The organism is Shewanella sp. MR-4 (assembly GCF_000014685.1).
In the GTDB taxonomy this organism is placed as follows: domain Bacteria; phylum Pseudomonadota; class Gammaproteobacteria; order Enterobacterales; family Shewanellaceae; genus Shewanella.
In genome coordinates this window covers 3,682,910-3,708,761 of record NC_008321.1, presented here as the reverse complement: position 1 = coordinate 3,708,761, position 25,852 = coordinate 3,682,910, and the positions used below count along the sequence as shown (strand labels likewise).

Annotated in this window: 19 protein-coding genes; 10 read left to right on the top strand and 9 right to left on the bottom strand. The window is 49.5% G+C overall.

Features of this window, described 5'->3' with window-relative positions; translation table 11 throughout:
* Window positions 1–7: 7 nt before the first annotated feature.
* The 4 genes from SHEWMR4_RS16240 to SHEWMR4_RS16225 are packed head-to-tail and all read left to right on the top strand — an operon-like array spanning window position 8 to window position 4,307.
* Entirely contained in the window at window positions 8–475 is a 468-nt protein-coding gene (locus SHEWMR4_RS16240) for a tripartite tricarboxylate transporter TctB family protein (protein WP_006085948.1), read from the top strand.
* A 2-nt stretch (window positions 476–477) separates the two neighbouring features.
* Entirely contained in the window at window positions 478–1,998 is a 1,521-nt protein-coding gene (locus SHEWMR4_RS16235) for a tripartite tricarboxylate transporter permease (protein ID WP_011623841.1), read from the top strand.
* 15 nt (window positions 1,999–2,013) lie between these two features.
* Window positions 2,014–3,627, top strand: a complete 1,614-nt coding sequence (locus tag SHEWMR4_RS16230; RefSeq protein ID WP_011623840.1) for a sensor histidine kinase — start codon at window positions 2,014–2,016, stop codon at window positions 3,625–3,627.
* On the top strand, window positions 3,627–4,307 hold the full coding sequence (locus SHEWMR4_RS16225; protein ID WP_011623839.1) for a response regulator: 681 nt from the start codon (window positions 3,627–3,629) through the stop codon (window positions 4,305–4,307). The genes SHEWMR4_RS16230 and SHEWMR4_RS16225 overlap by 1 nt, the downstream gene beginning before the upstream one ends.
* A gap of 34 nt (window positions 4,308–4,341) precedes the next feature.
* Here the strand turns inward: SHEWMR4_RS16225 and SHEWMR4_RS16220 are convergent, their stop codons facing one another.
* Both SHEWMR4_RS16220 and SHEWMR4_RS16215 read right to left on the bottom strand, forming a co-directional pair.
* Window positions 4,342–5,877, bottom strand: a complete 1,536-nt coding sequence (locus SHEWMR4_RS16220; protein WP_011623838.1) for a M16 family metallopeptidase — start codon at window positions 5,875–5,877, stop codon at window positions 4,342–4,344.
* Window positions 5,874–7,289, bottom strand: a complete 1,416-nt coding sequence (locus SHEWMR4_RS16215; RefSeq protein WP_011623837.1) for a M16 family metallopeptidase — start codon at window positions 7,287–7,289, stop codon at window positions 5,874–5,876. The genes SHEWMR4_RS16220 and SHEWMR4_RS16215 overlap by 4 nt, the downstream gene beginning before the upstream one ends.
* Window positions 7,290–7,451: 162 nt before the next feature.
* On the opposite strand from SHEWMR4_RS16215, the gene SHEWMR4_RS16210 reads away from it, so the two are divergent.
* A complete protein-coding gene (locus SHEWMR4_RS16210) occupies window positions 7,452–8,279 on the top strand; it encodes a M14 family metallocarboxypeptidase (RefSeq protein ID WP_011623836.1) in 828 nt (275 codons plus the stop codon).
* A 97-nt stretch (window positions 8,280–8,376) separates the two neighbouring features.
* Here the strand turns inward: SHEWMR4_RS16210 and SHEWMR4_RS16205 are convergent, their stop codons facing one another.
* The 3 genes from SHEWMR4_RS16205 to SHEWMR4_RS16195 all read right to left on the bottom strand — a co-directional run bounded on the left by SHEWMR4_RS16205 (window position 8,377) and on the right by SHEWMR4_RS16195 (window position 13,498).
* Window positions 8,377–9,291 carry a L,D-transpeptidase family protein gene (locus tag SHEWMR4_RS16205; protein ID WP_011623835.1) on the bottom strand — a complete coding sequence of 305 codons (915 nt, stop codon included), beginning with the start codon at window positions 9,289–9,291 and terminating at the stop codon, window positions 8,377–8,379.
* Window positions 9,292–9,462: 171 nt separating this feature from the next.
* Window positions 9,463–11,019, bottom strand: coding sequence for a nitric oxide reductase transcriptional regulator NorR (gene norR / locus SHEWMR4_RS16200; protein WP_011623834.1), 1,557 nt, complete (start codon window positions 11,017–11,019; stop codon window positions 9,463–9,465).
* Window positions 11,020–11,212: 193 nt separating this feature from the next.
* On the bottom strand, window positions 11,213–13,498 hold the full coding sequence (locus SHEWMR4_RS16195) for a nitric-oxide reductase large subunit (RefSeq protein WP_011623833.1): 2,286 nt from the start codon (window positions 13,496–13,498) through the stop codon (window positions 11,213–11,215).
* 622 nt (window positions 13,499–14,120) lie between these two features.
* Between SHEWMR4_RS16195 and SHEWMR4_RS16190 the strand changes: the two genes are divergently transcribed.
* Window positions 14,121–15,845: a potassium/proton antiporter gene (locus SHEWMR4_RS16190; protein WP_011623832.1), complete on the top strand. Its 1,725-nt coding sequence runs from the start codon at window positions 14,121–14,123 to the stop codon at window positions 15,843–15,845.
* Between the two features lie 166 nt (window positions 15,846–16,011).
* Here the strand turns inward: SHEWMR4_RS16190 and SHEWMR4_RS16185 are convergent, their stop codons facing one another.
* Complete coding sequence (locus tag SHEWMR4_RS16185; RefSeq protein ID WP_011623831.1) at window positions 16,012–16,938, bottom strand: LpxL/LpxP family Kdo(2)-lipid IV(A) lauroyl/palmitoleoyl acyltransferase; 927 nt, start codon at window positions 16,936–16,938, stop codon at window positions 16,012–16,014.
* A gap of 102 nt (window positions 16,939–17,040) precedes the next feature.
* On the opposite strand from SHEWMR4_RS16185, the gene hldE reads away from it, so the two are divergent.
* From hldE to SHEWMR4_RS16170, 3 genes are all read left to right on the top strand, one after another.
* Window positions 17,041–18,471, top strand: a complete 1,431-nt coding sequence (gene hldE, locus SHEWMR4_RS16180) for a bifunctional D-glycero-beta-D-manno-heptose-7-phosphate kinase/D-glycero-beta-D-manno-heptose 1-phosphate adenylyltransferase HldE (RefSeq protein WP_011623830.1) — start codon at window positions 17,041–17,043, stop codon at window positions 18,469–18,471.
* A complete protein-coding gene (locus SHEWMR4_RS16175; RefSeq protein ID WP_011623829.1) occupies window positions 18,468–19,295 on the top strand; it encodes a hypothetical protein in 828 nt (275 codons plus the stop codon). The genes hldE and SHEWMR4_RS16175 overlap by 4 nt, the downstream gene beginning before the upstream one ends.
* Window positions 19,296–19,448: 153 nt before the next feature.
* Entirely contained in the window at window positions 19,449–19,928 is a 480-nt protein-coding gene (locus SHEWMR4_RS16170) for a TetR family transcriptional regulator (RefSeq protein ID WP_011623828.1), read from the top strand.
* A gap of 88 nt (window positions 19,929–20,016) precedes the next feature.
* On the opposite strand, the gene SHEWMR4_RS16165 is transcribed toward SHEWMR4_RS16170, so the two are convergent.
* From SHEWMR4_RS16165 to SHEWMR4_RS16155, 3 genes are all read right to left on the bottom strand, one after another.
* A complete protein-coding gene (locus SHEWMR4_RS16165; protein WP_011623827.1) occupies window positions 20,017–20,406 on the bottom strand; it encodes a hypothetical protein in 390 nt (129 codons plus the stop codon).
* A gap of 154 nt (window positions 20,407–20,560) precedes the next feature.
* Complete coding sequence (gene pntB / locus SHEWMR4_RS16160) at window positions 20,561–22,045, bottom strand: Re/Si-specific NAD(P)(+) transhydrogenase subunit beta (RefSeq protein WP_011623826.1); 1,485 nt, start codon at window positions 22,043–22,045, stop codon at window positions 20,561–20,563.
* Window positions 22,046–22,056: 11 nt separating this feature from the next.
* Window positions 22,057–23,583, bottom strand: coding sequence for a Re/Si-specific NAD(P)(+) transhydrogenase subunit alpha (locus SHEWMR4_RS16155; protein ID WP_011623825.1), 1,527 nt, complete (start codon window positions 23,581–23,583; stop codon window positions 22,057–22,059).
* A 417-nt stretch (window positions 23,584–24,000) separates the two neighbouring features.
* Here SHEWMR4_RS16155 and SHEWMR4_RS16150 point away from each other — a divergent pair, with 417 nt between their 5' ends.
* Window positions 24,001–25,815 carry an assimilatory sulfite reductase (NADPH) flavoprotein subunit gene (locus SHEWMR4_RS16150; protein WP_011623824.1) on the top strand — a complete coding sequence of 605 codons (1,815 nt, stop codon included), beginning with the start codon at window positions 24,001–24,003 and terminating at the stop codon, window positions 25,813–25,815.
* Window positions 25,816–25,852: the final 37 nt, after the last annotated feature.

Genomic DNA, 25,852 nt, shown 5'->3' with positions numbered 1-25,852 from the left:
GTGACAGATGTTGAATCGTGATCTGCTTGGTTCCTTGCTATTTGTCGCCGTGTTTACCGGATATGGCGTGCTGGCATGGCAAATTCCCTTATTGCCGTTTGAAGAATTTGAAGTCGTGACGTCTTCCACTATGCCGAAGATTTATGCTGCCATGGGGCTGATGTTTAGTCTGTTTTCTCTGGTTGCTGTCTTGCTGAAAGGAAACACGGTTCAACAGCGGGGGGCGCTGCTGACAAAAGCCGCCTTACAACAAACCGCGGCGCTGATTGTGCTGATGGTCTTGTATGCCGCCGGACTCGAACCGTTGGGGTTTGTTGTCGCTACTTTATTGTTTTTGGTCGCTGGATTTTGGTTGATGGGAGAGCGCCGCTTTAAGATCTTGTTGCTCGCCTCTGTGCCCGTGGTGTTGGTGTTCTGGGTGTTGATGACGCAAGTCTTAGGTATTTACTTGGCCTCAGGTTCTCTTTGGAGTTAACTATGTTCGATGCAATGTTTATTGGTCTATCGACCGCGTTTGAATTGCAAAACCTCATGTATGTAGTCTTAGGCTGCTTGGTCGGCACAGTGATCGGTATGCTGCCGGGATTAGGGCCGATCACAGCGATCGCCTTGATGATCCCTGTGACTTACAGTATTGGCCCCAGTTCAGGGATGATCTTAATGGCGGGCGTGTACTACGGCGCTATTTTTGGTGGGTCGACATCATCAATTCTGATCAACGCCCCTGGCGTAGCAGGAACGGTTGCGACGTCATTTGATGGTTATCCAATGGCGCAAAAAGGCATGGCGGGCAAAGCATTAGCGATTGCGGCCTATGCTTCGTTTACCGGCGGCACTATCGGCGCCATTATGTTGATGGTCGCGGCGCCATTATTAGCGCAAGTATCACTGAGCTTTCAATCGGGCGATTATGTGGTCTTGATGTTCCTCGGTTTGACGGCCATTGCAGCGTTTTCGAATCGTGGCGATTTCCTCAAGGCCATGATGATGACTCACTTAGGTTTGTTACTCTCATCAGTGGGGATCGATCCTTTCTCGGGGATGGAACGCTTCACCTTCGGTCAGCCAGATTTACTCGATGGCATCAGTTTTCTGTTAATCGCTATGGCGACTTTTGCCCTGTCGGAAGCGTTAATGAATGTGATTAAGCCGCCGAAGTCGACCGAAAACATCAACTTTTCGGCGCAGCCGATTGGCAGCACTCGCTTAACCAAAGAGGAAGTAAAAGAGATAGCGCCTGTGATTGGTCGCTCGTCGATTTTCGGTTTTTTGATTGGGGTATTACCGGGCGCAGGCGCAACGATTGCCAGCTTTATGGCCTACGGCACTGAGCGTAATTTATCCCGCGGCGCGAAACGCGATGAGTTTGGTAAGGGCTCGATTCGCGGTGTTGCGGCGCCTGAGTCGGCTAACAATGCGGCCTGTACTGGCTCATTTGTACCCTTATTGACCTTAGGTATTCCGGGGTCGGGTACCACGGCGATCATGCTTGGTGCATTGATCGCTTATGGTATTCAACCTGGCCCTATGTTGATGCAAGAGCGTCCAGACGTGTTTTGGTCTGTGATTATCTCTATGTATTTCGGCAATATTATTCTGCTGGTACTGAATTTACCGCTGATCCCTTATTTTGCCAAAGTGCTGGCTTTGCCTAAGTCGATTCTGACTGTAATGATTTTGTTCTTCAGTTTGATTGGGGTGTATTTAGTCTCATTTAATACCTTTGATCTGTTCTTGATGATAGGTTTTGCGATTGTCGCTGTGGTGCTACGTTTGCTGGCATTTCCGATGGCGCCGCTGCTACTGGGCTTCATCCTCGGTGATATGATTGAGCGTAACTTCCGCCGTGCTATGATCGCTTCCGATGGTTCTTTGAGCTTTCTGTGGGAACGCCCGCTAACACTGACTATCTTGATTGTGGCAATCGCTATGCTGGCTGTGCCATTGATCGGTTTTATTCGTAGTCATCGTAGTGATAAATTGGCGAAAGCCTCTTAATGTAAAGGTACGCTAATGAGACGCCCTAAACGCTTAGAAACCTGGTTAATCAGTGGGGTGACTTGCCTGAGTTTGTTGCTGTGCGCCTTATTTGGCGGCATCAGCTATCAAATTTTGAGCCGCAGTATTACTGAGCAATCGGGCGCTAAGGCATTAGGGCTGGCACATGCAGTCGCGACACGGGCCGATGTGATTACCGCTTTGCAGACTGGGCATTCGAGCCCCAAATTGCTGGCCGCGATAGAAGGAATACGTCTAGCATCTAAGGCCGATTTTATCGTGGTGGGCGATACTCATAAATACCGTATCGTGCACCCAGATTCAGATAAAATTGGCAAGAAGATGGAGGGCGGTGACAGCCAAGCGGCATTAGAAGGGGAGTCTTATATCTCCGAGGCGCAGGGCAGTTTAGGTCGTTCTATTCGCGGTAAAGTGCCAGTGCTTGACGAGCAAGGCGAAATTATCGGCTTGGTTTCCGTGGGCTTTTTGAGTCAGTCCGTGGGCGCGTTAATCGATAAACGTATTCCTGAAATCATCATGACAGTCCTAGGAGTGTTATTGATGGGCGTGCTGGTGGCTTTTTGGATGGGGCGGCAAGTGCGGGAAATGTTGTTCGGCTTGCAACCTGCTGAAATTGGCCGTTTATTCGTCGAGCAAGACGCGATTCTTAACACAGTGCGAATGGGTGTGGTGGCATTGGATGCCGATGGTCGTATCCGCAAGTTGAATCAAAGGGCGCGGGAGATCTTAGCCTTATCTCCGACCTGCCAACCTAATGATCTAATGTTGAGTGATTTATTGCCGCAGCACGCCGATTTTCTACTGACGAATCAAAACAAAACCATCAGGGGATTCGAGTTATTTGCCAATGAGCAATGGCTGGTGATGTCGCGGGTGCCGTTTCAGGTGCGGGATCAAAATGATGGCTTGCTGCTGACGATGCGCCCCGCCGATGAAATTGAGCGCTTGAGCCAACAACTGGCCAAAGTGCAAGAGTTTGCCGAAATGCTCAGAGTGCAAACCCATGATTACTCGAATAAACTCCATACTCTAGGCGCCTTGTTGCAACTTAAAGCCTACGACAAAGCGGTCGAATTTATCGGCCAAGAAAGCCAAGGTTGGCAGGCTCAAATCCATTTATTACTGTCGCAAATCCATGAGCCGACGATAGCCGGATTACTCTTGGGTAAGTATCACAAGGCGAAAGAGCTCAATATTGAGTTTCAAATCAGCCCAGACAGTCAACTCAGCGATGTTCAAGACGCCATTATGCTTGAGCGGATGGTGTCGATTATGGGCAACCTTATCGATAATGCCATTGAGGCTGTGCACAGGGCGAACAATCATAAGCCCCGCCGCGTGGTCGTAACTTTAGATGAAACCGCCTCTAACCTGATTTTTGATGTGGAAGACAGTGGCGATGGGATTTCTAAAACCGAGTACAGTACGATATTCGATCCAGATTACAGCTCTAAGCAGGGGGCGCAGCACGGTGTGGGCATGTATATCGTTAATACTTACCTGTGTGCCTGCCATGGCAGCTTAGAGTTTGCCGACTCAGATTTAGGTGGAGCGCGTTTTTCTGTGTATATTCCCACTAAACCTTTACCTGAAGTAGGTACCGTTTAATGCATACAGTGATCATCGTTGAGGATGAAGTCGAAGTCGCCCATTTGGTTGCGCAATATTTGTTCTCGACCAATCGTTATAAAGTGATTGGCATGGCCAGCGATATCAGTACCGCGCGGTCTTTATTGGGCGCCATCACGCCGGACCTCTTACTGCTAGACGTGTATTTACCCGACGGTAATGGTTTGAATTTACTGGCAGAATTACGCAGCCAAGGGATCCGCAGCGAAGTGGTATTGCTCACTGCGGCCAAGGAAGTGCAGATTTTAGAAAAAGCCATGCAGCTGGGCGTGTTCGATTTTCTGGTGAAACCTGTACTGTTGAGCCGGTTAGACCAAGCTTTGAGTCGATTTGAGAGTCGCCAGCTCAAACTTTCTGCCACAGAAGAGCTGACTCAATCCGTGGTCGATGCCTTTATGGAAGTGCCGACAGGGACGACCAAGGCTGCCGCTCGTTTGCCAAAGGGGGTCGATCAATTGACCCTACAGAAAATCCGTGAAGTGTTTGATGCTAAGCCGCAGGATAAACTCACGGCGCAAATGGTGGGTGAAAAGCTAGGCGTTAGCCGTTCTACTGCGCGGCGTTATTTAGAGTTTTTGTTGGAATGCAATGAGCTGGCGGCGGACCAAAGTTATGGCTCCATCGGCCGCCCGGAACGTTGCTACTACAAGTTGCGCTAGCTATTTACTCAGCTTCGATTTTCTCCATTAAGCATTAGTCCACCTTGACCCTTTCAAGCTGCCATTCTGGCAGTTTCGCTTTTAAGTCTGGGACGATTTGTTCTATATCGCCTCGCAAGATGATTAATGGCTCACCGCTAAACGCCTTATTAGCTAACTGCTGTAGCCTTTCGGGCGTTTGAGCCTGTAACTCTGTATTGAGCTTTTGCACTTCAGCTTGAGTTAACCCTGTTGCGAGCTGATGAATAAACAGGGTTTCGCGCTGGCTGGGATTGTCTTGCGTTAACAGTGCTTCGCCAATCAGATAGGTTTTAAGGGCGGCGATTTCCCCTTCGCTCGCGGGCGCCGAGGCCAGCAGCTTGAGATGATCTAAAATCCCCACCACAAAGGCGCCCGTGTGTTCTATCGCCGTACTGCCATAAAACTTGATGCTGGTGGCAAGCGGCGCATTAGCGCATTGGCCGTAAATGCCATAGGTTAAGCCGCGTTGTTCACGTAAGTCGTAATAGAGCCGACCCGAAAAACTGCGTCCCAAGATGGCGGCCAAACTGCGGCAAGCGAGTGGAATATCCTGTGCTGATAAGTGTTTATCGTCGAGGGCATAACCGATCCGTACCTGAGTTTGTACACTCCCCGGCGCATCAATCAGATAGATAGTGTGGGACTGCTTTATCGACGAAGTCGCTTGATTAACCGATTTTGGTTTTGTTGATGCCGTTGGCAAGCTTGAGTTTGTATCCCTCGGCCACAGGGCGAGGCTTTGCTTGAGATCAAACTCGGCTACTGCGGCCTCTGTGCCTTCTAAAAACAGGTGCCACTTTGCTTGGGCAAACGTGCGCTGCTGCAATTGCGACAGTTCACTTAAGATGAGTGAGTCGTACAGAGCCTGATTATTGATGCTCTGATTATAGGGATGTGCCGCCCCAAGGAGTTTATCGCGCCAGACTTTATCAATTTCGACGCCACTAAAGGCATTTAAGTGCTTATTGAGTTTCAATTGGCGGCGGATATTGTCGATATCGACCGCTGCCACTCCATGTTCGCTAAACGCATCGGCTTGCCAAAATTGTATCAATAGGCGATAGAGATGATTAACCGGCATGGGGCAGGCTAGGCTCAGATTGATACTGTGCAGGGTAACGCGAGTCTCAAAGGTTTCAAGGCAGGCATCGGTTTGGTTGAGCGCCAGACTGCGGGCTTTTTCCTGCAAGGCAAACTGTAAAATATCCGGATTTTCGAAGGGCATGCTGGGACTGATGGCGACGAGGCTCACCCTATTACTCAGCCCTTGGCTGCTGTGTACTGTGTGGAGCTGGTAGGGGAGTGTTAAGCCATCGGGCACCACATCGATAAAAGCCGATTCCGTGGGCAGGCGGATCAGCCCCACCTCCGGTAGCTGAGTTGGGGTATCGAAGCTTGCCAAGCTGGGCGCTTGGGTGGCGGTAAAGTTAAGCTGGGTCTGTTGGCAGGCCATTAGCGAGATACCGATAAGGCCAAGGCTCATGGCTTTTAGGCCTTTAAGGATATTTTGCACTATTGCCAATCTAGTGAATGGAATCGTTTTTATCATAGTACCGCGTCCTCAAGGCTATCGCTCACACCCGATGGCAGCCACTCCAGCAATGTCTTTCCTACGCGGATATACCAAGGCGGTAACAGGTCAACCCTGACCATATCGGTGGTAAAGTATCGCGTGGCCACCCGTTGAATATCCTCTGCACTAACGGAGTTAATCCGTTGCCACTGGGCCGTTAAAGGATGTATTTGGTCTTGTTTCGCCGTGGCGGATAACAGGGTGGCGAGCGATTGAGTGTTATCGAGCAGCGCTAGCTGATTGTTCAGCCAGGTCTGTTTGAGTTGACATAGTTCTGCGTCGCTCAATGGTGTCTGCTGCACTTTAGCAACCACGCCTAAAACCTTTTCCGTTAAGTCATCGAGGGAGGTTTTGGCCCGAGGCACTAAGACCAGATTGGTTATGCCATGATTTTCCAGCTCAAAGGGCAGTGAATAACTTAACATTTGTGCCGGATCGTGCTGGCTGATTTGCGCTATGGCGCTGCGGGTATTTTGAAATAAATCGCCTTCGAGCAGGCGAATCGCGGCGGCGTCGGGATGATTTTTACCCACAGTATGCCAGGCGAGCAGTAAGCCGGGCCAAGGACCGCGCTCATCGATAAGCTCTGCATGCACGGGTTTGGGGGGGATTTTCAGCTCATCAAATTCGGCTATGGGCTGACTAGGTGTGGGCCAAGCATTAAAGTATTGTGCTATAAGCGACTTAACGTCGGAGGGAAGCTTGCCGACTAAGGATAACTGCATCGCATCGGGACGATAATGGTCGCGATGAAAGGCGGTTAAACGCTCGGGACTTGCCTCGGTAATATCCTCACGACTGCCAATAATACCGTGGCCGTAGGGCGTATCCTTAACCTGCTCTAGTAAAAATTCCATCGCACTGCGCACGTAGGGCTGGTTATCTATGGTTTGCGCCATTTCTTGGAGCACGGTTTCCTGCTGATTTTTCACCGTAGTCTGGTTCAAATCGGGGCGAATAAAACGATCGGCCTCGAGGAACAGCCCTAAGCCGAGGGCTTGGCTGGGTAGAGTGACGTAATAATTGGTGTAATCGAAATGGGTGCTGGCGTTAAAACGCGCCCCAAGGGCACTTAACTGCTGGGCATAGCTGTCGCCGGGAGCCTGCTCACTGCCCTTGAAGAGCATGTGCTCGAATAAGTGCGCATAGCCAGTTTGGCCCTTGGCCTCGTTGCGCGCGCCGACATTAAATTGGCTGGCAATGGTCAGGGTATGCTTATCCGCTTGTGGCAAGAGGTGCACAGTGAGGCCATTGGCCAAAGTGTAAGTCTCAATTTGCGACTCGAGTTGATACAGTCGCTCGGTGCCCGTTATCTGGCACTGCGCCTTAAGCGCAGGACTAAGCAACGCGATAACTAGGCCAAAATAACCGCTAAGGTATGGTCTCATTTAGCATCCTATCTAAATTACCCGCTGAAGGCTTTCATTCGTGTAGTTGTGTAAGCAGCTTAACCCACTCGTCAGATTTCATCTAAATCAGTTGAATAGCATTCAGTTTTTTAAAAGAACTGCTATGATGGCACAGTTCTTTTTCTGGCATAAGTACAAGATATGGTAAGCAGATCTCCGTTCGAATCCTTTCAGTGGAAAAGCGATATTTTTAACTGTGAAAGCACTGATATCGATAATTTTTATCTACAGCTTGAGCAGGAAATGTCCCGTTTGGGGATGGTTGAGAAAAAACTCGGTGAAGTCGGCAAGTACAGCGTCAGTCTGTATCAATCTCCCGCCGCCAAATCTGGCTTACCTTCGTTATTGATCAGCGCAGGGTTTCACGGTGAAGAATCGGCAGGCCCTTGGGGCTTACTGCACTTTTTAAGTGAAGCATCGGTCGATTTATTCGAACGGGTGAATTTGAGCATTCTGCCTCTGGTGAACCCAACAGGCTTTAAGCGTGGCCATAGATTTAATAAGTTTGGCGAAAACCCAAACCGTGGCTTCGTGTTCGAAAACGGTAAACCTAAGGCCAACGAGAGCACCTCGGTGGAAGGTAAACTGCTGTTAGAACACGCACAATTACTCATTGGAGCGAGCCGTGACGGTATTTTAACCTGCCATGAGGATGTGCTGAGCCGTGATGCTTATGTGTATTCTTTCGAACCAAGCCAAGTGCCGGGACGTTTTAGTCTCGATTTACGCGATACCTTAGGGGGTTATTTCCCTATCGCGGCCGATGGTGATATTGATGGTTGCCCGGTTAAAGATGGCCTCATTTTCAACCACTTCGATACCTCATTTGAGGCGTGTTTAGTGCGTAGCGGCGCGCGTGTCGGTGCCTGTACTGAAACGCCAGCACTGCAAAACTTCGACCAACGCGTCTTGGCAAATAGCGCGGCAATGACCCATTTCTTGGCCCTTTGCGCACCATTATGCGATTGATTCGATAAGTGCTATTTCGATTGAAACAAAAATACCCGCCTAGGCGGGTATTTTTATGGGGGTAGCGGCATCACCCGCTACTCTATTGATTCGCTTATTACTGATTAATAATCGTTGGTACGCCTGTACGCTCATCGAGCAGTTTTTTAATCACTGCTGAATCGGTATCGGCCTTGGCAATAAACTTGGCGATGTCTTTCGGTAAGGTCAGAGAGACTGGCTCTGCTGATTCAAACTCGGCAATGGTGCGCGACAGTGGCTGGTGCACGGCTAAGTAGCGCTTACCATCTGGTTCTTCGGTCGCTTTAATCGGTTGGTTCACAAATTGTACTCGGGTACCCACTGGAACCGTTTTGAATAAGTGTTCAATGTCATCGTGGCGTAAACGCACGCAGCCTTGGCTGACACGTAAACCAATACCGAAGCTGGCGTTGGTACCATGGATGGCATACAAGTTACCAATGTAGAGCGCGTAGAGTCCCATTGGGTTATCGGGACCCGCTGGCCATACCGCAGGCAGAATTTCGCCCCTTGCCGCATATTCTTTACGAATACGTGGTGTCGGTGTCCAAGTTGGGTTAGCGCGTTTACGTTGAACACTGGTGACCCAGTTTTCAGGGGTATCTTTACCAATCTGACCAATACCGATTGGCAGCACTTCAACGGTGTTCTTACCTTTTGGATAGTAATACAGGCGCATTTCGGCGACGTTGATGACAATGCCTTCACGCGGCGCATTTGGCAGAATGAGCTGTTGAGGAATTAATAGCTTGCTGCCTGGTGTTGGTAGGAAAGGATCCACGCCAGGGTTTGCTTCCAGCAAGTTGCTTAGACCGAGTTGGAATTTAGCGGCAATATCTTCGAGGGTGTGTTTACCCTCTGGCACTGTGTAATACAGGTTCTCGCCAACTAACCGACTCTTCGAAGACGGTAAAGGGTATTCCGTTGCTAAAGCGGAAAGACTCGGAAAAACCAGAGTCAATAATAAAGCTGTGGTGCGAAGCATACTCATAAGCGGATACTACGATTCCTGTTAATAAAATAACCTGTTTTACGCGGCTTTTTCTCCCCAAAACAGGGCGGCAAATTGTCGGGCAAAGTGCACTGGCGCGCGAAGCTCGCATCCTTCCTTATTTTGGCCATTATTTCAACTGAAATATGATCCGTACGGCGTATTTATCACTTATTTTAGCCTTAAGCGTTTTGCGAGGCGATGCAGATTGCCTGGGTCGAGTCCTAAGGCTCTGGCCGAGGCGGCCCAATTGCCATTATGTGCAGTGAGTACTTGTTTGATGAAGTCACGCTGAAAGGCGTCGGTCGCTTGGGCTAAACTGGCACCTTCTAACGGGCGAAGCTGCATATCGTTTACGCTTAAGCTTGTCGATGCGTTTGTCTCTACAGAGCTTTGTTTAAACGGTAAATCAAAATGTTGTGGCGCTATGGTGCAGCAGCCATCCTGTGCCGAGACGCGCGCCAGTACGGTTGCCCTGTGAATGGCGTGCTCGAGCTCGCGCACATTGCCCGGCCATGCATATTGATTGAGCAACATTAAGCTACTGGGGCTGAAGTTAAGCTGCTTCATCCCCAGCTTTTGCCGATATCGCTCGGCGAAGAATCCGCTCAACAAGGTGATGTCCTGCTCACGCTCCCGCAGGGGCGGCACCAGCAGGGGGAACACACTTAATCTATGGTAGAGATCGGCCCTAAAGCGACCAGCCAGCACCTCTGTCTTCAGATCCTTATTGGTGGCGGCAATGATACGCACATCGACTTTAAGACTGCGATCATCCCCCACTTTTTGAATATCGCCATATTGTAATACCCGCAACAACTTGGCCTGAAGCGTGAGCGGAAGCTCGCCAATCTCATCGAGAAAGAGTGTGCCCTTATCGGCCATTTCAAACTTGCCACTGCGATGGCTGATGGCGCCGGTAAACGCGCCTTTGATATGGCCAAAGAGTTCGCTTTCGGCAACCGATTCAGGAAGCGCTGCGCAATTGAGATAAACCAAGGGTTTGTGCTGTCTCGCGGATTTTTGATGGATTGCCTGTGCAACTAATTCTTTGCCTGTTCCAGTCTCGCCTAAAATCAGTACGTTAAGGTCGCTATGGGCAACAACTTCTATCTCTCGATTCAAGCTTTGCATCTGGGGCGAGTTACCGATGATTTCGGCATCGTGGTTAAGGTTGGGGCTTTTTTCCTGCACATGAGTCGAGTGGCTATTGAGCGCCATGCGCTCCAACTTTTCAACTAGCAGGGCGTTGCTTAAGGATGCGGCGGCAATCGCACTTAAGCTGCGAAGCTCAGTATTGCTGAATTGATCGAACTGTAGGGGATTAAAGGCATCGATAGTTACGGCACCGATAAGCTGCTCGTCGGCAAATAAAGGCAGTCCGATACAGGCATGGACTTTCAATGCCCCTGTTTGATTGGGGATCAAACCATCGTAGGGATCGGCAAGTTCACTGTCGGCGGGAAAACGCACTATATCCCCCGCACGGGCAATGGCCTCAAGCCTTGGATGCTCATTCAGGATAAAGCGTCTGCCGAGTACATCCTCGTTCAAACCGTCGATGGCCAGCGGGGTAAAATAGTGTCCATGGAAGGTGAGGAGCGCAGCCGCGTCACAGTGCAGGTTAGCTCTCACCGTATCGAGCAAGCGTGAGAAGCGGTCCCTGTGGGCTAAACCTGAGGTGATATCCAGAGCGATACGGGTAAGGTCGGTTTGACTAAGGGCCATAAAAACTCCTGCAGCGAGGCTTCCCTGATTTATACCATTGATTGTTATATTGACACAGGTTATTTAGACACTGCTAACCGTTAATGCGGTATGGTTCTAAAAGCGTGGTGGACGATAAACGGTGCAAGCTATAAAAAATCAGCAACCAAGGTGCCTAAACGACACCTTGGTCAGACCGGATTAATCGCTGTGGTTAGTGATTTGTTTGTAAGACTTCCTGTTGCACTTTGGCAGGTTTATTCAGGGCTTTTCTGATCAAATCGAGCAAGAAGGCGCCCATTAAGAGACCGCCGATACTGAAGATGACATCCCCAAACATGCGCATCCAAACCAGCCTTTCAACCAGCGGACTATGGATCACTTCTGGCGAACGGGCGAACCAATATCCATGGTCGATGACCGCAAAAAACTGCGTAATCCCTACGGGTAATAACGACATGAACACCATAGCCGCTAGGCCAATATTGAGGCACCAGAAGGCGCCTTTGAGCATTTTGTCATTCCACTGCATATTACCTGTGAGGCCTCGCAGACAGAAGAGCATCAAGCCCATGCCGAGCATACCGTAAACCCCCATAAAGGCGGCGTGACCATGGGTGGCCGTGGTGTTTAATCCTTGAATGTAATAGAGCGAGATAGGTGGATTGATTAAGAAGCCCAGCATACCGGCACCGACCAAGTTCCAAAACGCGGTAGCCACAAAGAACATAATCGCCCAGTGATAACGTTGCATCCAGCCACTGGCTTTACGCAGGCGGTAGGTTTCCATGGCTTCGAAACCAATAATGGCGAGGGGAACAACTTCTAAGGCGGAGAAGATGGCGCCCCAGGCAATCACCGAGGTCGGTGTGCCTGTAAAGTAGAGGTGGTGTAGGGTGCCAATCAAGCCACCGGTTAAGAAGATCACCGTTGTAAATAACACGGCGCCGTTGGCACTGCGGCCGCGGATTAACCCTAAACGTACTAACATCAAGGCGATAACGGCAGTGGCAAAGGTTTCGAAGAAGCCCTCAACCCACAGGTGTACTACCCACCAACGCCAGTATTCTGCAATCGCTAAATTGGCGTGTTTACCCATAAAGAGGCCGGCGCCATAGAACAAACCAATCGCCACGCAGGAGGCATAGAGTACCCAAATAACAGGGCGCATTTCGCCTTGCACTTTGAGGGCGGGTTTGATGGCGGCGGTGACTAAGGCAAGCCAAATCAGTAATCCGACGAGGAGTAAGATTTGCCATACTCGGCCAAGATCTATGTATTCATATCCTTGGTGACCAAAGAGGAAGTTCATATCGAGGTCAAAATACTGCTGTACCCCAATCCATTCGCCCGCCATCGAGCCAAGCACTACGACGACTAAGGCTACCCAGAGTACGTTAACGCCAAGACGTTGATATTTCGGCTCATAACCCGATAAGGCGGGAGCAATATATAGCCCTGTGCCTAACCAGGCCGTGGCAATCCAAAATACCGCTAATTGGGTGTGCCAGGTGCGAGTGACAGAGTAGGGCAGTATTTCTGAAATTGGTAAACCGTAAAACTCTTGGCCTTCTACCGCATAGTGGGCAGTGATCCCGCCGAGTAAAATTTGCAGTAAAAACAGACCAATTGCCGTGATGAAGTATTTGCCGACGGCTTTTTGTGAGGCGGTTGGTTTAGTGAAAAACAGCGGATCTTGCTCCGAAGGCTTGGGCAGGCTTTCATGTTTGCCGCTCGCATGGTGCCAGATCAATCCGCCAATCCCCGCAATTAGGGTCACAATACTGAGTATCGACCAGACGATATTATCCGAGGTCGGTGTATTGCCTAACTGGGGATCGAAGGGCCAGTTATTGGTGTAGGTATAGGGGGCATCGGGGCGTTCAGTGATTGCCGCCCAGGCTCCCCAAAAGAGAAACGCATTGAGTTGTTCGCGGCGGGCAAGATCGGGCACTGTGCCCTCTTTCATGGCGTATTGTTCACGAAGATTGCTAAGCTCTGGATCGCTCCCAAACAGGGATAAATAATGCTGCTCGACCCTGTTAATCGCTTCGATACGAGTGCTAGACAAGCGAATAAGCACTGTGCCATCGGCCTGTGGCTCGACGCTGTTATGGCGTAAATCTTCCCTTAATGCCTGCTCAAGCCCTGCCTTTTGTTGGGAGTTTAATTGGGCGAAAGGCGTTTTATATTGCTGCTCTGCGCGAATATCGAGCCAAGCTTCGGCTTCTCTGTGTAACCAGTCGGCGGTCCAATCTGGGGCAACATAAGAGCCATGTCCCCAAACCGACCCCAGTTGATGGCCGCCCATGGAGCGCCAGACCAATTGGCCTTGTTCGATATCATTTTCGCTGTAGATAACCTGACCATTCACATCGGTAAATGCATTGGGTATCGGCGGTTTTTCCCGATAGATTTCACTGCCTATGCTCAGCAGGACAGTGAATGAAGCAATCAGCACAACTAACAGTGCGATAGCGGTGAGTTTTTGTTTGCTCATAAGTCTCCTTGATGCAACGTCATTTTGATACGTTTCACCTGCTATTGCGTAATACGTGCCAAATATTTTTGTTGTTGAAAATAAAGGGAAATATAAGTTTTACTCTATGGCTAATTGTCTTTTTGATACTGAATTTTTATTGTCGATATGACAGTTATTGTCTTTGTGACAGCTTTAGGAGCTTGAATGTCGATAACACAATGGAAAAGGGGATTTTATCTACGCTTTCAAGTTATTACGGCGTTAAATTGGATTTAAGTCAGCTTCGAGTAGATACAGTGTATTTTCATATGGTTATCCTTACTATTTAGGTCGTAAAGCGTAAGTTTGTGTGGAATATTTTTTTTAAATATATTGATAAATAAGGATTTTATCTTTGTTGTGGAGAGAGTTGTGTGTTCGGCTTGTTTTTGTGTTTGTACTGGATTTTATATGAAAATTAGTCGAAACGGCCTATGAGGGAGTATTTCAATGTAGATGTTTGAAATTTAATATTTAAAACTCCATTAATTTGCATTTTTTATGCTAGTATAAAAATACAAAAATTTTCAATTGAGTCATTTTTAATCTAGGTGATTTCTTTATCGTTTAACTAAACACTCTTGTAGTTAAGGAGGCATGTGTGGATGCAGATTCCATCAATAGTTTTTTTCTGATCGGTGCCTTGCTTGCCGCTGTGAGTGTTTTGTTAAGTCCCGTGTCTTCGCGCTTGGGTATCCCTATCTTATTAATTTTCCTCGCTGTAGGGATTTTAGCGGGGGAAGATGGTCCCGGCGGCATTCTGTTTGATGACTACTCAACCGCTTATCTTGTCAGTAACTTAGCCTTAGCCATTATCTTGCTCGATGGCGGTATGCGCACGCGGGTCGCGAGCTTTAGGGTGGCACTGTGGCCAGCATTATCGTTGGCGACCTTCGGAGTCGCTATCACCACCAGTATCACTGGTGTGATGGCCGCATGGTTATTCGATTTGCATTGGCTGCAGGGGTTGCTGGTGGGAGCTATTGTCGGCTCCACCGATGCGGCGGCGGTATTTTCACTATTAAAGGGACGCAGCTTAAACGAGCGTGTTGGCGCGACGCTGGAAATCGAATCGGGCAGCAACGACCCTATGGCGGTATTTTTAACCGTGACCCTGATTGCCATCCTAGGCAATGTGGACGCCGAGCTATCCGCAAGCTTTATGCTGATAAGCTTTATCAAGCAGTTTGGCTTGGGGATTTTCCTCGGCCTCGGTGGCGGCTGGTTGCTGTGGAAGTTGGTGAATTTAAGCAAGCTTGCCGAAGGCTTGTATTCGATTTTAGTGCTCAGTGGCGGCCTGATGATTTACGCCGCGTCGAACAAACTTGGTGGCAGTGGCATTCTGTCAATTTACTTAGTTGGTTTATTCCTTGGCAACAAGCCCACCCGTGGTCGCCATTCAATCTTAAACGTGTTGGATGGCATGACCTGGGTTAGTCAAATCGGTATGTTCCTCGTATTAGGCTTGCTGCTCACACCGTCTGACTTGTTGGACATTTGGCTGCCGGGCTTGGCATTAGCCTTTGGGATGATCCTGTTTGCCAGACCGTTAGCCGTATGGCTCAGCTTGCTACCTTTTAAGAGTTTTAGCAGTCGTGACCGCTGGTTTATCTCTTGGGTCGGGCTTCGCGGCGCCGTGCCGATTATTTTAGCGGTATTCCCTATGATGGCGGGATTACCGGGCGCTCAGTTGTACTTTAACTTGGCGTTTTTTGTGGTGTTAGTGTCGCTGTTAGTGCAAGGGGCGTCACTTACCACTGCGGCGCGTTTAGCCAAGGTCGAATTACCGCCTAAGCCATTACCTATTTCACGCTCTGGGGTCGAAATTTACCCTAGCAGCGAGTGGGAAGTGTTTGTTTATCGGTTGAGTGAAAACAAATGGTGCATTGGCGAGCCGCTTAAACGTCTTTCTATGCCTGATGGCACGCGGATTGCGGCGGTATTTCGCCATAACACACTGTTGCACCCATCGGGCAGCACCTGTCTCGAAGCGGGAGATATTTTGTGCGTGCTAGGACAAGAAAAGAGTCTAGAGGCTTTGAGTAACCTCTTTAGTCAGGCGCCTGAAACCAAGGAAGTACCACGTTTCTTCGGGGACTTCTTTATCGATACCGAGGTTAAGCTGCTGGATCTGGCGCCAATTTATGGTCTGGAGTTAGACGAAGCAACCGGTGATATGACTGTCGCAGATTTAGTGGCGGCAGAATTAGGTTCACATCCGGTACTTGGGGATCAGTTCCTGTGGCAGTCACTGCATTGGGTGGTCGCAGGGCTTTATGAAGGCAAAGTCACCAATGTGGGTATTCGCTTACCAGCTGAGGCGTAATCAGTGCTTAAGCCTGCTATGCTGGGCTTAACAGGAAATGATGCTTAGGGTTTCAAGCCCTCAACAATGCCTTAAACCAACAGATTTAAAATAACAAAATGCCAAGCGATTGCTTGGCATTTTTATTTGCTTTTAAGCACTTATCTCGAACAGACGTAACGATAGCTTATTTATATAAGGACTTGTCCGTTGGATCTGGACGAGTTTTAAAGCGGCGGTGGAGCCACATATATTGGGCGCGATTTCTATCGATAATCCCTTCGATAATTTTGTTACCGCGAATGGCATCGGTCAGTTCATCTTCGCCGGGGAAGTTATCGAGCGGCGGCATAATCTCAATATGGTAACCCTTATCGCCTTCGGTGCGCTCCACGAAGAAGGGCAACACTTTGGCCTTGCCAAGTCTGGCCAGTGTGGTGGCGCCGGTAATGGTTGCTGCATCGGGCACGGCATAAAAGGGAATAAAGACCGCACTCGAACGCCCAAAATCCTGATCGGCGGTATACCAAATCACATCGGGATTACGTAAACAACGTACCATCTGGCGTAGATCGCGTTTAGGTACTAAGGCTTTATTCGAGCGCAGGCGGCCTTTGACCTGCAGGTATTCCATCACCGGATTGTTATGTGGGCGGTATACCCCGACACCGGGTTGAAATTGACCAAAAATACGTGCGCCCATTTCCAGTGGTAAGCAGTGCACTGCAAACAGAATCACCCCATGGCCAGCATTCAAGGTGTCTTGAACGTATTCTTTGCCGGTGATCTGCATATGCTGTTGGATTTTTTCATCGGACCACCACCAGGCATTGATGGTATCGAAAATCGCTTTACCCGTTTCTTCAAAGTTGCGGGTCAGCAGGGCTTCACGCTCCGACTCGGGCATATCGGGGAAACAGAGGGTTAAATTGCAGCGTGCGGTATGGGTTCGACTGCCTGCAATAGCCTTGACTAATCGGCCTATGCCTTTACCTAACTTCATCTGCCACGAGAGAGGCAACACTTGGGTAATCCGCATCACTAACACCCCAAACCACATGGGCCAGTGCTTCGGATGATATAAGGATGATGAAAACTCAGCTTTCTCGACCACAAAAATACTCACTACTTTTGAAAATTACTGCTTATTCTAACTCATATTTTGTCGAAAATTAGGTACAATCACGGTTTAATTTCTGCAATAGATAAGAGCGCTATGAAGGTTTCTCTGCCAGCATTTGAAAAAGCCAAAGTGTTAGTTGTCGGCGATGTGATGTTAGATCGCTACTGGGTTGGGCCGACGGGACGTATCTCGCCCGAAGCGCCAGTGCCCGTGGTGAAGATTAACCAAGTCGAAGACAGACCGGGTGGAGCGGCCAACGTAGCGCTAAATATCGCGACCCTAGGCGGCCAAGTACAATTGGCGGGGTTAGTGGGCGAGGATGATACCGCTAAGGCGTTAACCCTTGGGGTGCAAGCTCTGGGTGTTGAACCACAATGGCTAAAAATTGCCGACAAACCGACCATTACCAAACTGCGGGTACTGTCGCGTAACCAGCAGCTTATTCGCCTCGATTTTGAAGAGTCCTTCGATAAGCAGGATAGTGCGCGTTTACTTAAACAGTCTGAAGCCTTACTCGATTCGGTCGATGTGGTGGTATTGTCGGATTATGCGAAGGGTGCTATCGATAAGCCGCAGGATTTTATTGCGCTGGCTCGCGCTAAAGGCGTGAAAGTGCTTGTCGATCCAAAGGGTTCCGATTTTAGCCGTTACCATGGCGCTTCACTCATCACACCCAATATGAGTGAATTTGAAGCCGTGGTTGGCGCGGTAACCTCTGAGGCGGATCTGCTCGAAAAGGCCCGAGGCTTACTCAATAAACACCAGTTCGACGCTATCTTAGTCACTCGCTCCGAAAAGGGCATGACCTTAGTAACGGCCAATGCCCCTGAGTTACACATTCCTACGGTGGCCCGTGAGGTGTATGACGTAACAGGCGCCGGTGATACTGTGATTTCTGCTCTCGCGACGTCACTCGCGGCGGGCGCTGAACTGCCACAGGCCTGCGCCATTGCAAATACCGCCGCTGGAGTTGTGGTGGGTAAATTGGGCACTTCAACCGTGTCTCGTATCGAGCTGATTGAAGCCTTAGCTCTGCACCACGGTGAGTCGGGTTTTGGGGTGGTGAGTGAAGATCAACTTGCCTATGCCCTAGAGCAAGCCAAATTGCGCGGCGAGCGAGTGGTGATGACCAACGGTTGCTTCGATATTCTGCATGCGGGGCACGTCAGTTATCTTAAACAAGCTAAAGCCTTAGGTGACAGATTGATCGTGGCTGTGAATGATGACGCCTCGGTTAAACGCTTAAAAGGTGAAGGTCGCCCAGTCAATCAGGTGGATAGACGTATGGCGGTGTTAGCGGGATTAGCCGCCGTCGATTGGGTCGTGCCTTTTAGTGAAGACACGCCACAGCGGATCATCGCCAGACTGCTCCCCGATCTCTTAGTGAAAGGCGGCGATTATAAGATTGAAGATATTGCCGGCGGCGCGGAAGTAATCGCCGCTGGCGGTCAAGTTCAAGTGCTGGGCTTTGAAGACGGCATATCAACGACGGCGATTATCCAAAATATCATGGCAAAACAGTGAGTCTCATTGCTCTGACGCTGATCTCTAGCCTGACTTGGGTGCCTATTGGCGACAAGCAGGCGTTAATTTGCCCGTTAGCGCAATTGAGTCAGTGTCTGGCAAGCTTTCCAACTCAGGTCCGTGAACAACTCCCCCGCAGCGAAGCCCTGTTTCAAACCGAGCTCGGGCTTCGCAGTGCCATGGTGTTACCCATAGAGGATAGTCATTTCTCCGGTCTAATCCTGGTAAATGAGCGAGAAACACCAGAATTTCAACTGCTCAATATTGATGGCACTACCTACCAATACGACCTAAAAGAACAGGCTCAGTTGACCCTGTGGCATGAGTTGGGGCACCTTGAAAATCTCGCGTTGCAAGGCAGTTTATTACCTAAAGAATTAACAGCTTACCAGCATGAATGGTTAGCGGATCTCTATCTGATTTGGTGTGTTGCCAAGGCCAAAGGCAATCTTGATTTAGCCTGGCAGCAATATCACAGGCGCAACCTTGCGGCGTTAACAAGTCCGCAGTATATGTCTCACTGGTCCAGCCCTATGATGATACAAGTGTTAAAAAGGTATCAGGTAGGGCAAATCGCCCAATACAGCCAATACCGTGATTTTGTCGCCGACTTTTACCCAAAAATCGTCCAAATCGAACCACAGGTACTGCGTGAATATTCGAGTTTAATGCAGCGCACTTTTGGTGAAACAGTGCTGCAACCCCTGCCAGCATACCTATTTTGGCGTAAGCCGGATCTTGGACGTTACCTCACACCCACATTGACATTATTAATGGGTGAGACAAAAGCACACGACTGGTTAGTACAAAACTCAATGTTGTGAATATGTAAACGGAACCGCTAAATCTCTCTGTTTCAAACTGAACCCTAGCTGAACAAAAGCGAAATACACTTGTTTGGTGTTTCCAAACAGCAGTAATCCCTGGAAGGCTTTGGTAAGCTCTACCCCAGAAAAAGAACAATGGGAGACTTTACTATGGCTAAGCGCTCGCGAGTACAGACTGAGCAGACCATAAATCAGATTATGGATGAAGCGTTAAGACAAATTTTGACTATTGGCTTTGAGACTATGTCTTACACCACGTTATCTGAAGCAACGGGGATTAGCCGCACTGGTATTAGTCATCACTTTCCGCGTAAAAACGACTTCTTAATTCGTTTAGATAGTCGTATTGGCAATTTATTTGTTGCAGCACTCGACTTTTCTAGCCAAGAAGCCTTAGAGGCATCTTGGATGAAAGCGATGCAAGAAGAGCATTACCGCGCAGTGTTACGATTATTCTTCAGCCTCTGTGGTGGCGCGAATAATGAAATCACGCTCTTCAGAGCGGTCAGCACAGCACGTCAGCAAGCCATTGCTGAATTAGGATTGGTCGGCGATCGCACCATCAATCACCTGTTAGGCCGTACTGCGGTTATGCTGCTGTCTAATTTTGATGTTGCCAAAGCCGCATAATCTCAACGAATTACTATCAAAAGGAGCCTTCAGGCTCCTTTTTCGTTTCTATGGTTTGGCGCGCCGATTACGTTTTCGCGCTGTTAAGTTAGTTAAGCTGCAATGGGGGAGACAGCTGAGCTTGTTTTAACTTTTGTTGGGTAAGATAAACGCCGACAGCCATAAAGGTCAGCGCCGCGGCGATCAGGGCGCAAAGCGCATGATGGAACACCAAATGGCTGATAAAGAAGGCTGGAATATCCTCAATACTATCGATAAGGAAGAGTTTAACGATAAGCCCAAGGTACAAGAGCAAGTGCAATATCGCTCCTGTGATAAAGAGACGCTTAAACTTTTGCACCAAGCGAGGGGCGAGATTGATGCGGTAATAGCGGCAAAATAGATAACCGCCGATGCCAATGCCAATCGATATCCAGCCGAGCCCCAGCAGCGAGGTTTTAATCAAAATTGCCGACAGCATAAATAATCCAAGCAGCATCAAGCTATCCTTTCAATGAATGGGGCGACCACAAGCAAGTTGCGCAGAGACTAGCTGAGCTGGCTTAAAAACGTGTGAAAACACACCCCTAAGCAGGGGAAAAGATAAAGGGAGCCAAGTGGCTCCCTTTATGATTAATACGCAAACTTAAGCATTACAGCGCTTTTAAAATCGCCTCAACGCTGGCCTTAGCATCGCCAAACAGCATTTGAGTATTGTCTTTAAAGAACAGTGGGTTTTGTACACCTGCATAACCCGTGTTCATTGAGCGTTTAAAGCCAATCACGTTTTGCGCTTTCCACACTTCGAGCACTGGCATGCCCGCAATTGGGCTGCCTGGATCTTCCATCGCCGCAGGGTTCACCGTATCGTTGGCACCAATGACGAGTACTACGTCGGTATCGCTAAAGTCCTCGTTGATTTCGTCCATTTCGAGCACGATATCGTAGGGTACTTTTGCTTCGGCCAAGAGTACGTTCATATGGCCTGGTAAGCGACCCGCCACTGGGTGAATACCAAAGCGTACCTTAACGCCGCGATCACGCAGTTTTTGGGTGATTTCAGCCACAGGATATTGCGCCTGCGCCACTGCCATACCATAGCCTGGGGTGATGATGACAGAAGTTGCGTTTTTCAGCATATCCGCCACATCTTCGGCGTTGGTTTCACGGTATTCGCCCATTTCTTCATCGCCAGATGAGGCCACACCATCGGTGCCAAATCCACCTGCGATAACTGAGATAAACGAGCGGTTCATCGCCTTACACATGATGTAAGACAGAATCGCACCCGATGAGCCCACGAGCGCACCTGTCACGATCAGCAGATCGTTTGACAGCATAAAGCCCGCCGCCGCTGCCGCCCAACCTGAGTAGGAGTTCAGCATAGAGACCACAACTGGCATGTCCGCACCGCCGATTGAAGCCACTAAATGCCAGCCAAAGGCGAAGGCGATAAGTGTCATCAACAGTAGGGCTGGCATAGTGCCACCCGTTTGTACGAAGTAAACCAATAGCGCCAATGATACCAATACCGCTGCGAGGTTCAGTTTATGGCGATGTGGCAACATCAAAGGTTTTGAGGAAATTAATCCGCGTAACTTACCGAAGGCCACGATAGAACCCGTGAAGGTCACCGCACCGATAAAGATCCCGAGGAACACTTCCACTAAGTGAATGTTGAGCATAGCGCCAGTTAAATGGGCTTTCTCGGCGGCTTTGGCCGCTTCGCTTAGCGCATCCTGCACTGCGGCTAAGGTGGAGTTGATATCTCCACCAACGGCCACAACCACTTGCGATACTTGCTCTGGGTGTAGGTCGATAAAGCTGTTAAAGCCCACTAATACCGCCGCCATACCCACAAAGCTGTGGAGTACTGCGACCAGTTCGGGCATTTCCGTCATTTCGACTTTAAGTGCTAAACGCACGCCGATGGCACCACCAATCACCATGGCGACAATAATCCAAGCGACACCGCTGGTGTCAGGATTAAAAATGGTCGCCAGTAGGGCGATGGCCATACCTGTGATACCAAATAAATTGCCGTGTTTGGCCGTTTCTTGCTTCGACAATCCTGCGAGACTGAAGATAAAGAGCACGGCGGCAATAATGTAAGCTGCTGTTACCAGTCCTTGAGACACGTTATACCCCCTTAATCTTTACGGAACATCTTCAGCATGCGCTGAGTGACGGTGAAACCGCCGAAGATGTTAATACTGGCGATCAGCACGGCGATAAACGCCAGCACAGTGACCAAGGTTGAACCTTGACCAATTTGCAGCAAGGCGCCGACCACGATAATGCCCGAAATCGCGTTAGTCACTGACATTAAAGGCGTATGTAGTGAGTGGGATACGTTCCACACCACGTAATAGCCCACCACGCAGGACAGGACAAAAACCGTAAAGTGGGATAAGAACTCGGCTGGAGCAACCGAGGCAACCGCAGCAAAACCTGCAACACCAAGGACGGCGAGAATATACTTAAGCTTGGATGGCTTTTTGGCCTCAGCCGCTTTGGCTTCAACCTTAGCCGCAGGTTTGGCGGGCGCCGCCGACACCGAAATCGCCGGTGGCGGGAAGGTCACTTCGCCTGCTTTGACCACTGTCATATTGCGCATCACCACATCATCGAAGTTGATGCTGGCGACGCCATTTTTCTCTTTACACATTAACTTCATCAGGTTGACTAAGTTAGTGCCGTAAAGCTGTGAAGACTGCGCGGGCAGGCGGCCGGGAAGATCGGTAAAGCCGATGACTTTAACGCCATTCTCGGTCACGAATAGCTCGCTAGGCTGAGTGTATTCACAGTTGCCGCCCGCTTGCGCGGCCATATCGACAATCACAGAGCCGGGTTTCATGCTGTCGACCATCGCCTTGGTGATGAGCTTAGGTGCAGGGCGGCCTGGGATCAGCGCTGTGGTAATGATGATATCAACTTCTTTGGCTTGCTCGGCAAACAGTGCCATTTCGGCGGCGATAAACTCGTCCGACATGGTTTTCGCGTAACCATCCGATGAGCTGCCATCTTCATTGGTGAAGTCCAGCTTGAGGAACTGGCCACCCATGGATTCGATTTGTTCGGCCACTTCTAAGCGTGTGTCAAAGGCGCGAACGATAGCTCCTAATGAACCTGCGGTACCAATGGCCGCTAGACCCGCCACACCGGCACCAATCACCAGCACTTTTGCTGGAGGAACTTTACCCGCGGCGGTAATTTGTCCAGTAAAGAAACGGCCAAAGTGGTGCGCGGCTTCAACAACGGCGCGATAACCGCCGATATTGGCCATAGAAGAGAGAGCATCGAGGGATTGGGCACGGGAAATACGTGGCACCATGTCCATCGCCATCACATTGATGTTGCGTTTAGACAGTTTCTCGACCAACTCAGGATTTTGAGCGGGCCAGATAAAGCTGATTAAGGTCGCGCCATCTTTAATTTGCGCAATTTCAGCATCGGTCGGTGCATTGACTTTAAAAATCAGATCCGCTTGCCAAACCTCTGCCGTGATCTTCGCCCCTGCGGCTTCAAAAGCGGCATCGTCAAAGCTAGACAGTAAGCCAGCATTGGCCTCAACAACAACTTCAAAGCCGAGCTTTTTAAGTTGTTCGACGGTGGCAGGGGTCGCGGCGACCCGAGTCTCACCGGCGAGACTCTCTCTCGGTATTCCAATCTGCATGATTACTCCCTGGTGGTTTATATAATCGTTCCGCCTGAGTGCTTCCCCTGAGCTAAACCTAGGTAGGGCTAGGCCGCGATAAGAATGAACTCGTTTATTCAGTTGTGGCAGTTAGCGCATTCAATCTTGGTATGAAATTTGTGCTTGAAAACAAACTTCTTTGCGAGCAACAGAAGGTACTGTACAGCAGGCTCGTCACCATTGTGGCAATACTTTGGTTTGACACAAGCGCATATTGCTCAAGCTGGTCGTTTCTGAACTGGTCGTATCAAAAACTTTTAACCAGTGCACACTTTTGTAGCTTAAATTTTGCACTTTGTATATTCCAAAATGGAATTAAAAATCAAATATTATTCTTTTTTGCTTTTCTAAAACCACGCTAATCTGCTGGACATTACACTGTCATAGGGCCGTCTCATGTTGTTAAAAGAACTTTCATCACTGGCTTCACCCCTGTCGCAACCGCAGGTCGAAAAGCTGAAACAACTCACCGCTGAATTAAATGCCGTGCAACTTGCTTGGGTGAGCGGTTATTTAGCCGCAACGGCCAATGCGTCGGGCAATCTGGCCCAGCTTGCGCCCGTGTCCGATGCTCAGGCGGCGCAGACAGTGACCATTCTCTATGGCAGCCAAACCGGCAATGGCCGTGGTATTGCCAAAGCCTTGGCCGAGAAGGCAAAAGCGCAGGGCTATAGTGTGAATCTAGCTTCTATGGGTGAATACAATGTGCGTCAGCTTAAGCAAGAAACCTTGTTATTGCTGGTGGTCAGTACCCATGGTGAGGGTGAAGCGCCGGATGATGCGATTGAATTACATAAGTTTTTAGCATCGAAACGCGCACCTCAATTAAACAACTTACATTACTCTGTGTTGGCGCTGGGCGATTCAAGCTATGAGTTTTTCTGCCAGACAGGTAAAGACTTCGATGCCCGTCTTTCGGCATTAGGCGCCAAAGCGCTGCTGCCTCTGGTTGAGTGTGATGTGGACTATGAGGCTGCGGCCGGACAGTGGCACGCCGATGTACTCTCCGCCGTGAAGCCACTCATTCAAACCACGGCTAACGTGGTGGCGCTCAATGATACCAGCTCGGCACTCGCTGCCAGCGAGAGCGAATTTACTAAGCAAAACCCTTACAGTGCAGAAGTGTTGGTGAGCCAGAAGATCACTGGACGTGGTTCAGACCGAGACGTGCGCCACGTTGAAATCGATTTAGGCGAGTCAGGCTTACGCTATGAAGTCGGTGATGCCCTTGGAGTATGGTTTAGCAACAATGAAACTTTGGTTGATGAGATTTTAGCGGGCTTAGGGTTAGCCGCCGATACTAAGGTGACTGTCGCTAATGAATCCATCAGCCTCAAACAAGCCTTAATCGAGAAGAAAGAGCTGACACAGTTATATCCTGGTTTAGTCAAAGCCTGGGCCGAGTTGTCCGCAAGCCCAGAGCTGCTTGCCCTGAGCGAAGATAAAGAACAGGTTCGCCAGTTTATCTTACATCATCAATTTGCAGACTTAGTGGCGAACTATCAGCTCAAGGCCGATGCTAATCTCGATGCAAACAAGTTAGTGGAATTATTACGCCCATTAACGCCAAGACTCTACTCCATCGCCTCGAGCCAGAGTGAAGTCGATACCGAAGTGCATCTCACCGTGGCTTTGGTAGAAGATGAGCACCAAGGACAAGCCCGTTTTGGCGGTGCATCGCATTTCTTAGCCTCGGCAGAGGAAGGCGCCGAAGTAAAAGTGTATGTTGAACCGAACAAGCATTTCCGTTTACCTGAAGATCCACAAACGCCAGTCATCATGATTGGCCCTGGCACAGGGGTTGCGCCGTTTCGCGCCTTTATGCAGGAACGCGTGGCACAAGGCGCTGAGGGCGATAGCTGGTTATTCTTCGGTAATCCTCATTTTGAGCAGGACTTCCTGTATCAAACCGAGTGGCAACAGTATCTGAAAAACGGCGATTTAACCCGTATCGATGTGGCATTTTCGCGGGATCAGGCCCATAAAATTTACGTGCAGCACCGCATTAAAGAGCAGGGACAAACCCTGTGGCAATGGCTGCAAAATGGCGCACATCTCTATATTTGTGGTGATGCCGAACGTATGGCTAAAGACGTACACCAAGCCCTATTAGGGGTTGCGGTGGAGTTTGGCGGACTGTCGAGCGAGGCGGCGGAAGAATATTTCGAGACCCTGCGCAGTCATAAACGTTACCAAAAAGACGTGTACTAATTAATCGATCCCAAAGATAGAGAGCAGTATCCACGGA

Excerpts from the sequence above, each read along its gene's own strand:
- SHEWMR4_RS16240 (WP_006085948.1), top strand. The coding sequence starts at position 8 with ATGTTGAATCGTGATCTGCTTGGTTCCTTGCTATTTGTCGCCGTGTTT.
- SHEWMR4_RS16235 (WP_011623841.1), top strand. The coding sequence starts at position 478 with ATGTTCGATGCAATGTTTATTGGTCTATCGACCGCGTTTGAATTGCAA.
- SHEWMR4_RS16230 (WP_011623840.1), top strand. The coding sequence starts at position 2,014 with ATGAGACGCCCTAAACGCTTAGAAACCTGGTTAATCAGTGGGGTGACT.
- SHEWMR4_RS16225 (WP_011623839.1), top strand. The coding sequence starts at position 3,627 with ATGCATACAGTGATCATCGTTGAGGATGAAGTCGAAGTCGCCCATTTG.
- SHEWMR4_RS16220 (WP_011623838.1), bottom strand. The coding sequence starts at position 5,877 with ATGATAAAAACGATTCCATTCACTAGATTGGCAATAGTGCAAAATATC.
- SHEWMR4_RS16215 (WP_011623837.1), bottom strand. The coding sequence starts at position 7,289 with ATGAGACCATACCTTAGCGGTTATTTTGGCCTAGTTATCGCGTTGCTT.
- SHEWMR4_RS16210 (WP_011623836.1), top strand. The coding sequence starts at position 7,452 with ATGGTAAGCAGATCTCCGTTCGAATCCTTTCAGTGGAAAAGCGATATT.
- SHEWMR4_RS16205 (WP_011623835.1), bottom strand. The coding sequence starts at position 9,291 with ATGAGTATGCTTCGCACCACAGCTTTATTATTGACTCTGGTTTTTCCG.
- norR (WP_011623834.1), bottom strand. The coding sequence starts at position 11,019 with ATGGCCCTTAGTCAAACCGACCTTACCCGTATCGCTCTGGATATCACC.
- SHEWMR4_RS16195 (WP_011623833.1), bottom strand. The coding sequence starts at position 13,498 with ATGAGCAAACAAAAACTCACCGCTATCGCACTGTTAGTTGTGCTGATT.
- hldE (WP_011623830.1), top strand. The coding sequence starts at position 17,041 with ATGAAGGTTTCTCTGCCAGCATTTGAAAAAGCCAAAGTGTTAGTTGTC.
- SHEWMR4_RS16170 (WP_011623828.1), top strand. The coding sequence starts at position 19,449 with ATGGCTAAGCGCTCGCGAGTACAGACTGAGCAGACCATAAATCAGATT.
- SHEWMR4_RS16165 (WP_011623827.1), bottom strand. The coding sequence starts at position 20,406 with ATGCTGCTTGGATTATTTATGCTGTCGGCAATTTTGATTAAAACCTCG.
- SHEWMR4_RS16155 (WP_011623825.1), bottom strand. The coding sequence starts at position 23,583 with ATGCAGATTGGAATACCGAGAGAGAGTCTCGCCGGTGAGACTCGGGTC.
- SHEWMR4_RS16150 (WP_011623824.1), top strand. The coding sequence starts at position 24,001 with ATGTTGTTAAAAGAACTTTCATCACTGGCTTCACCCCTGTCGCAACCG.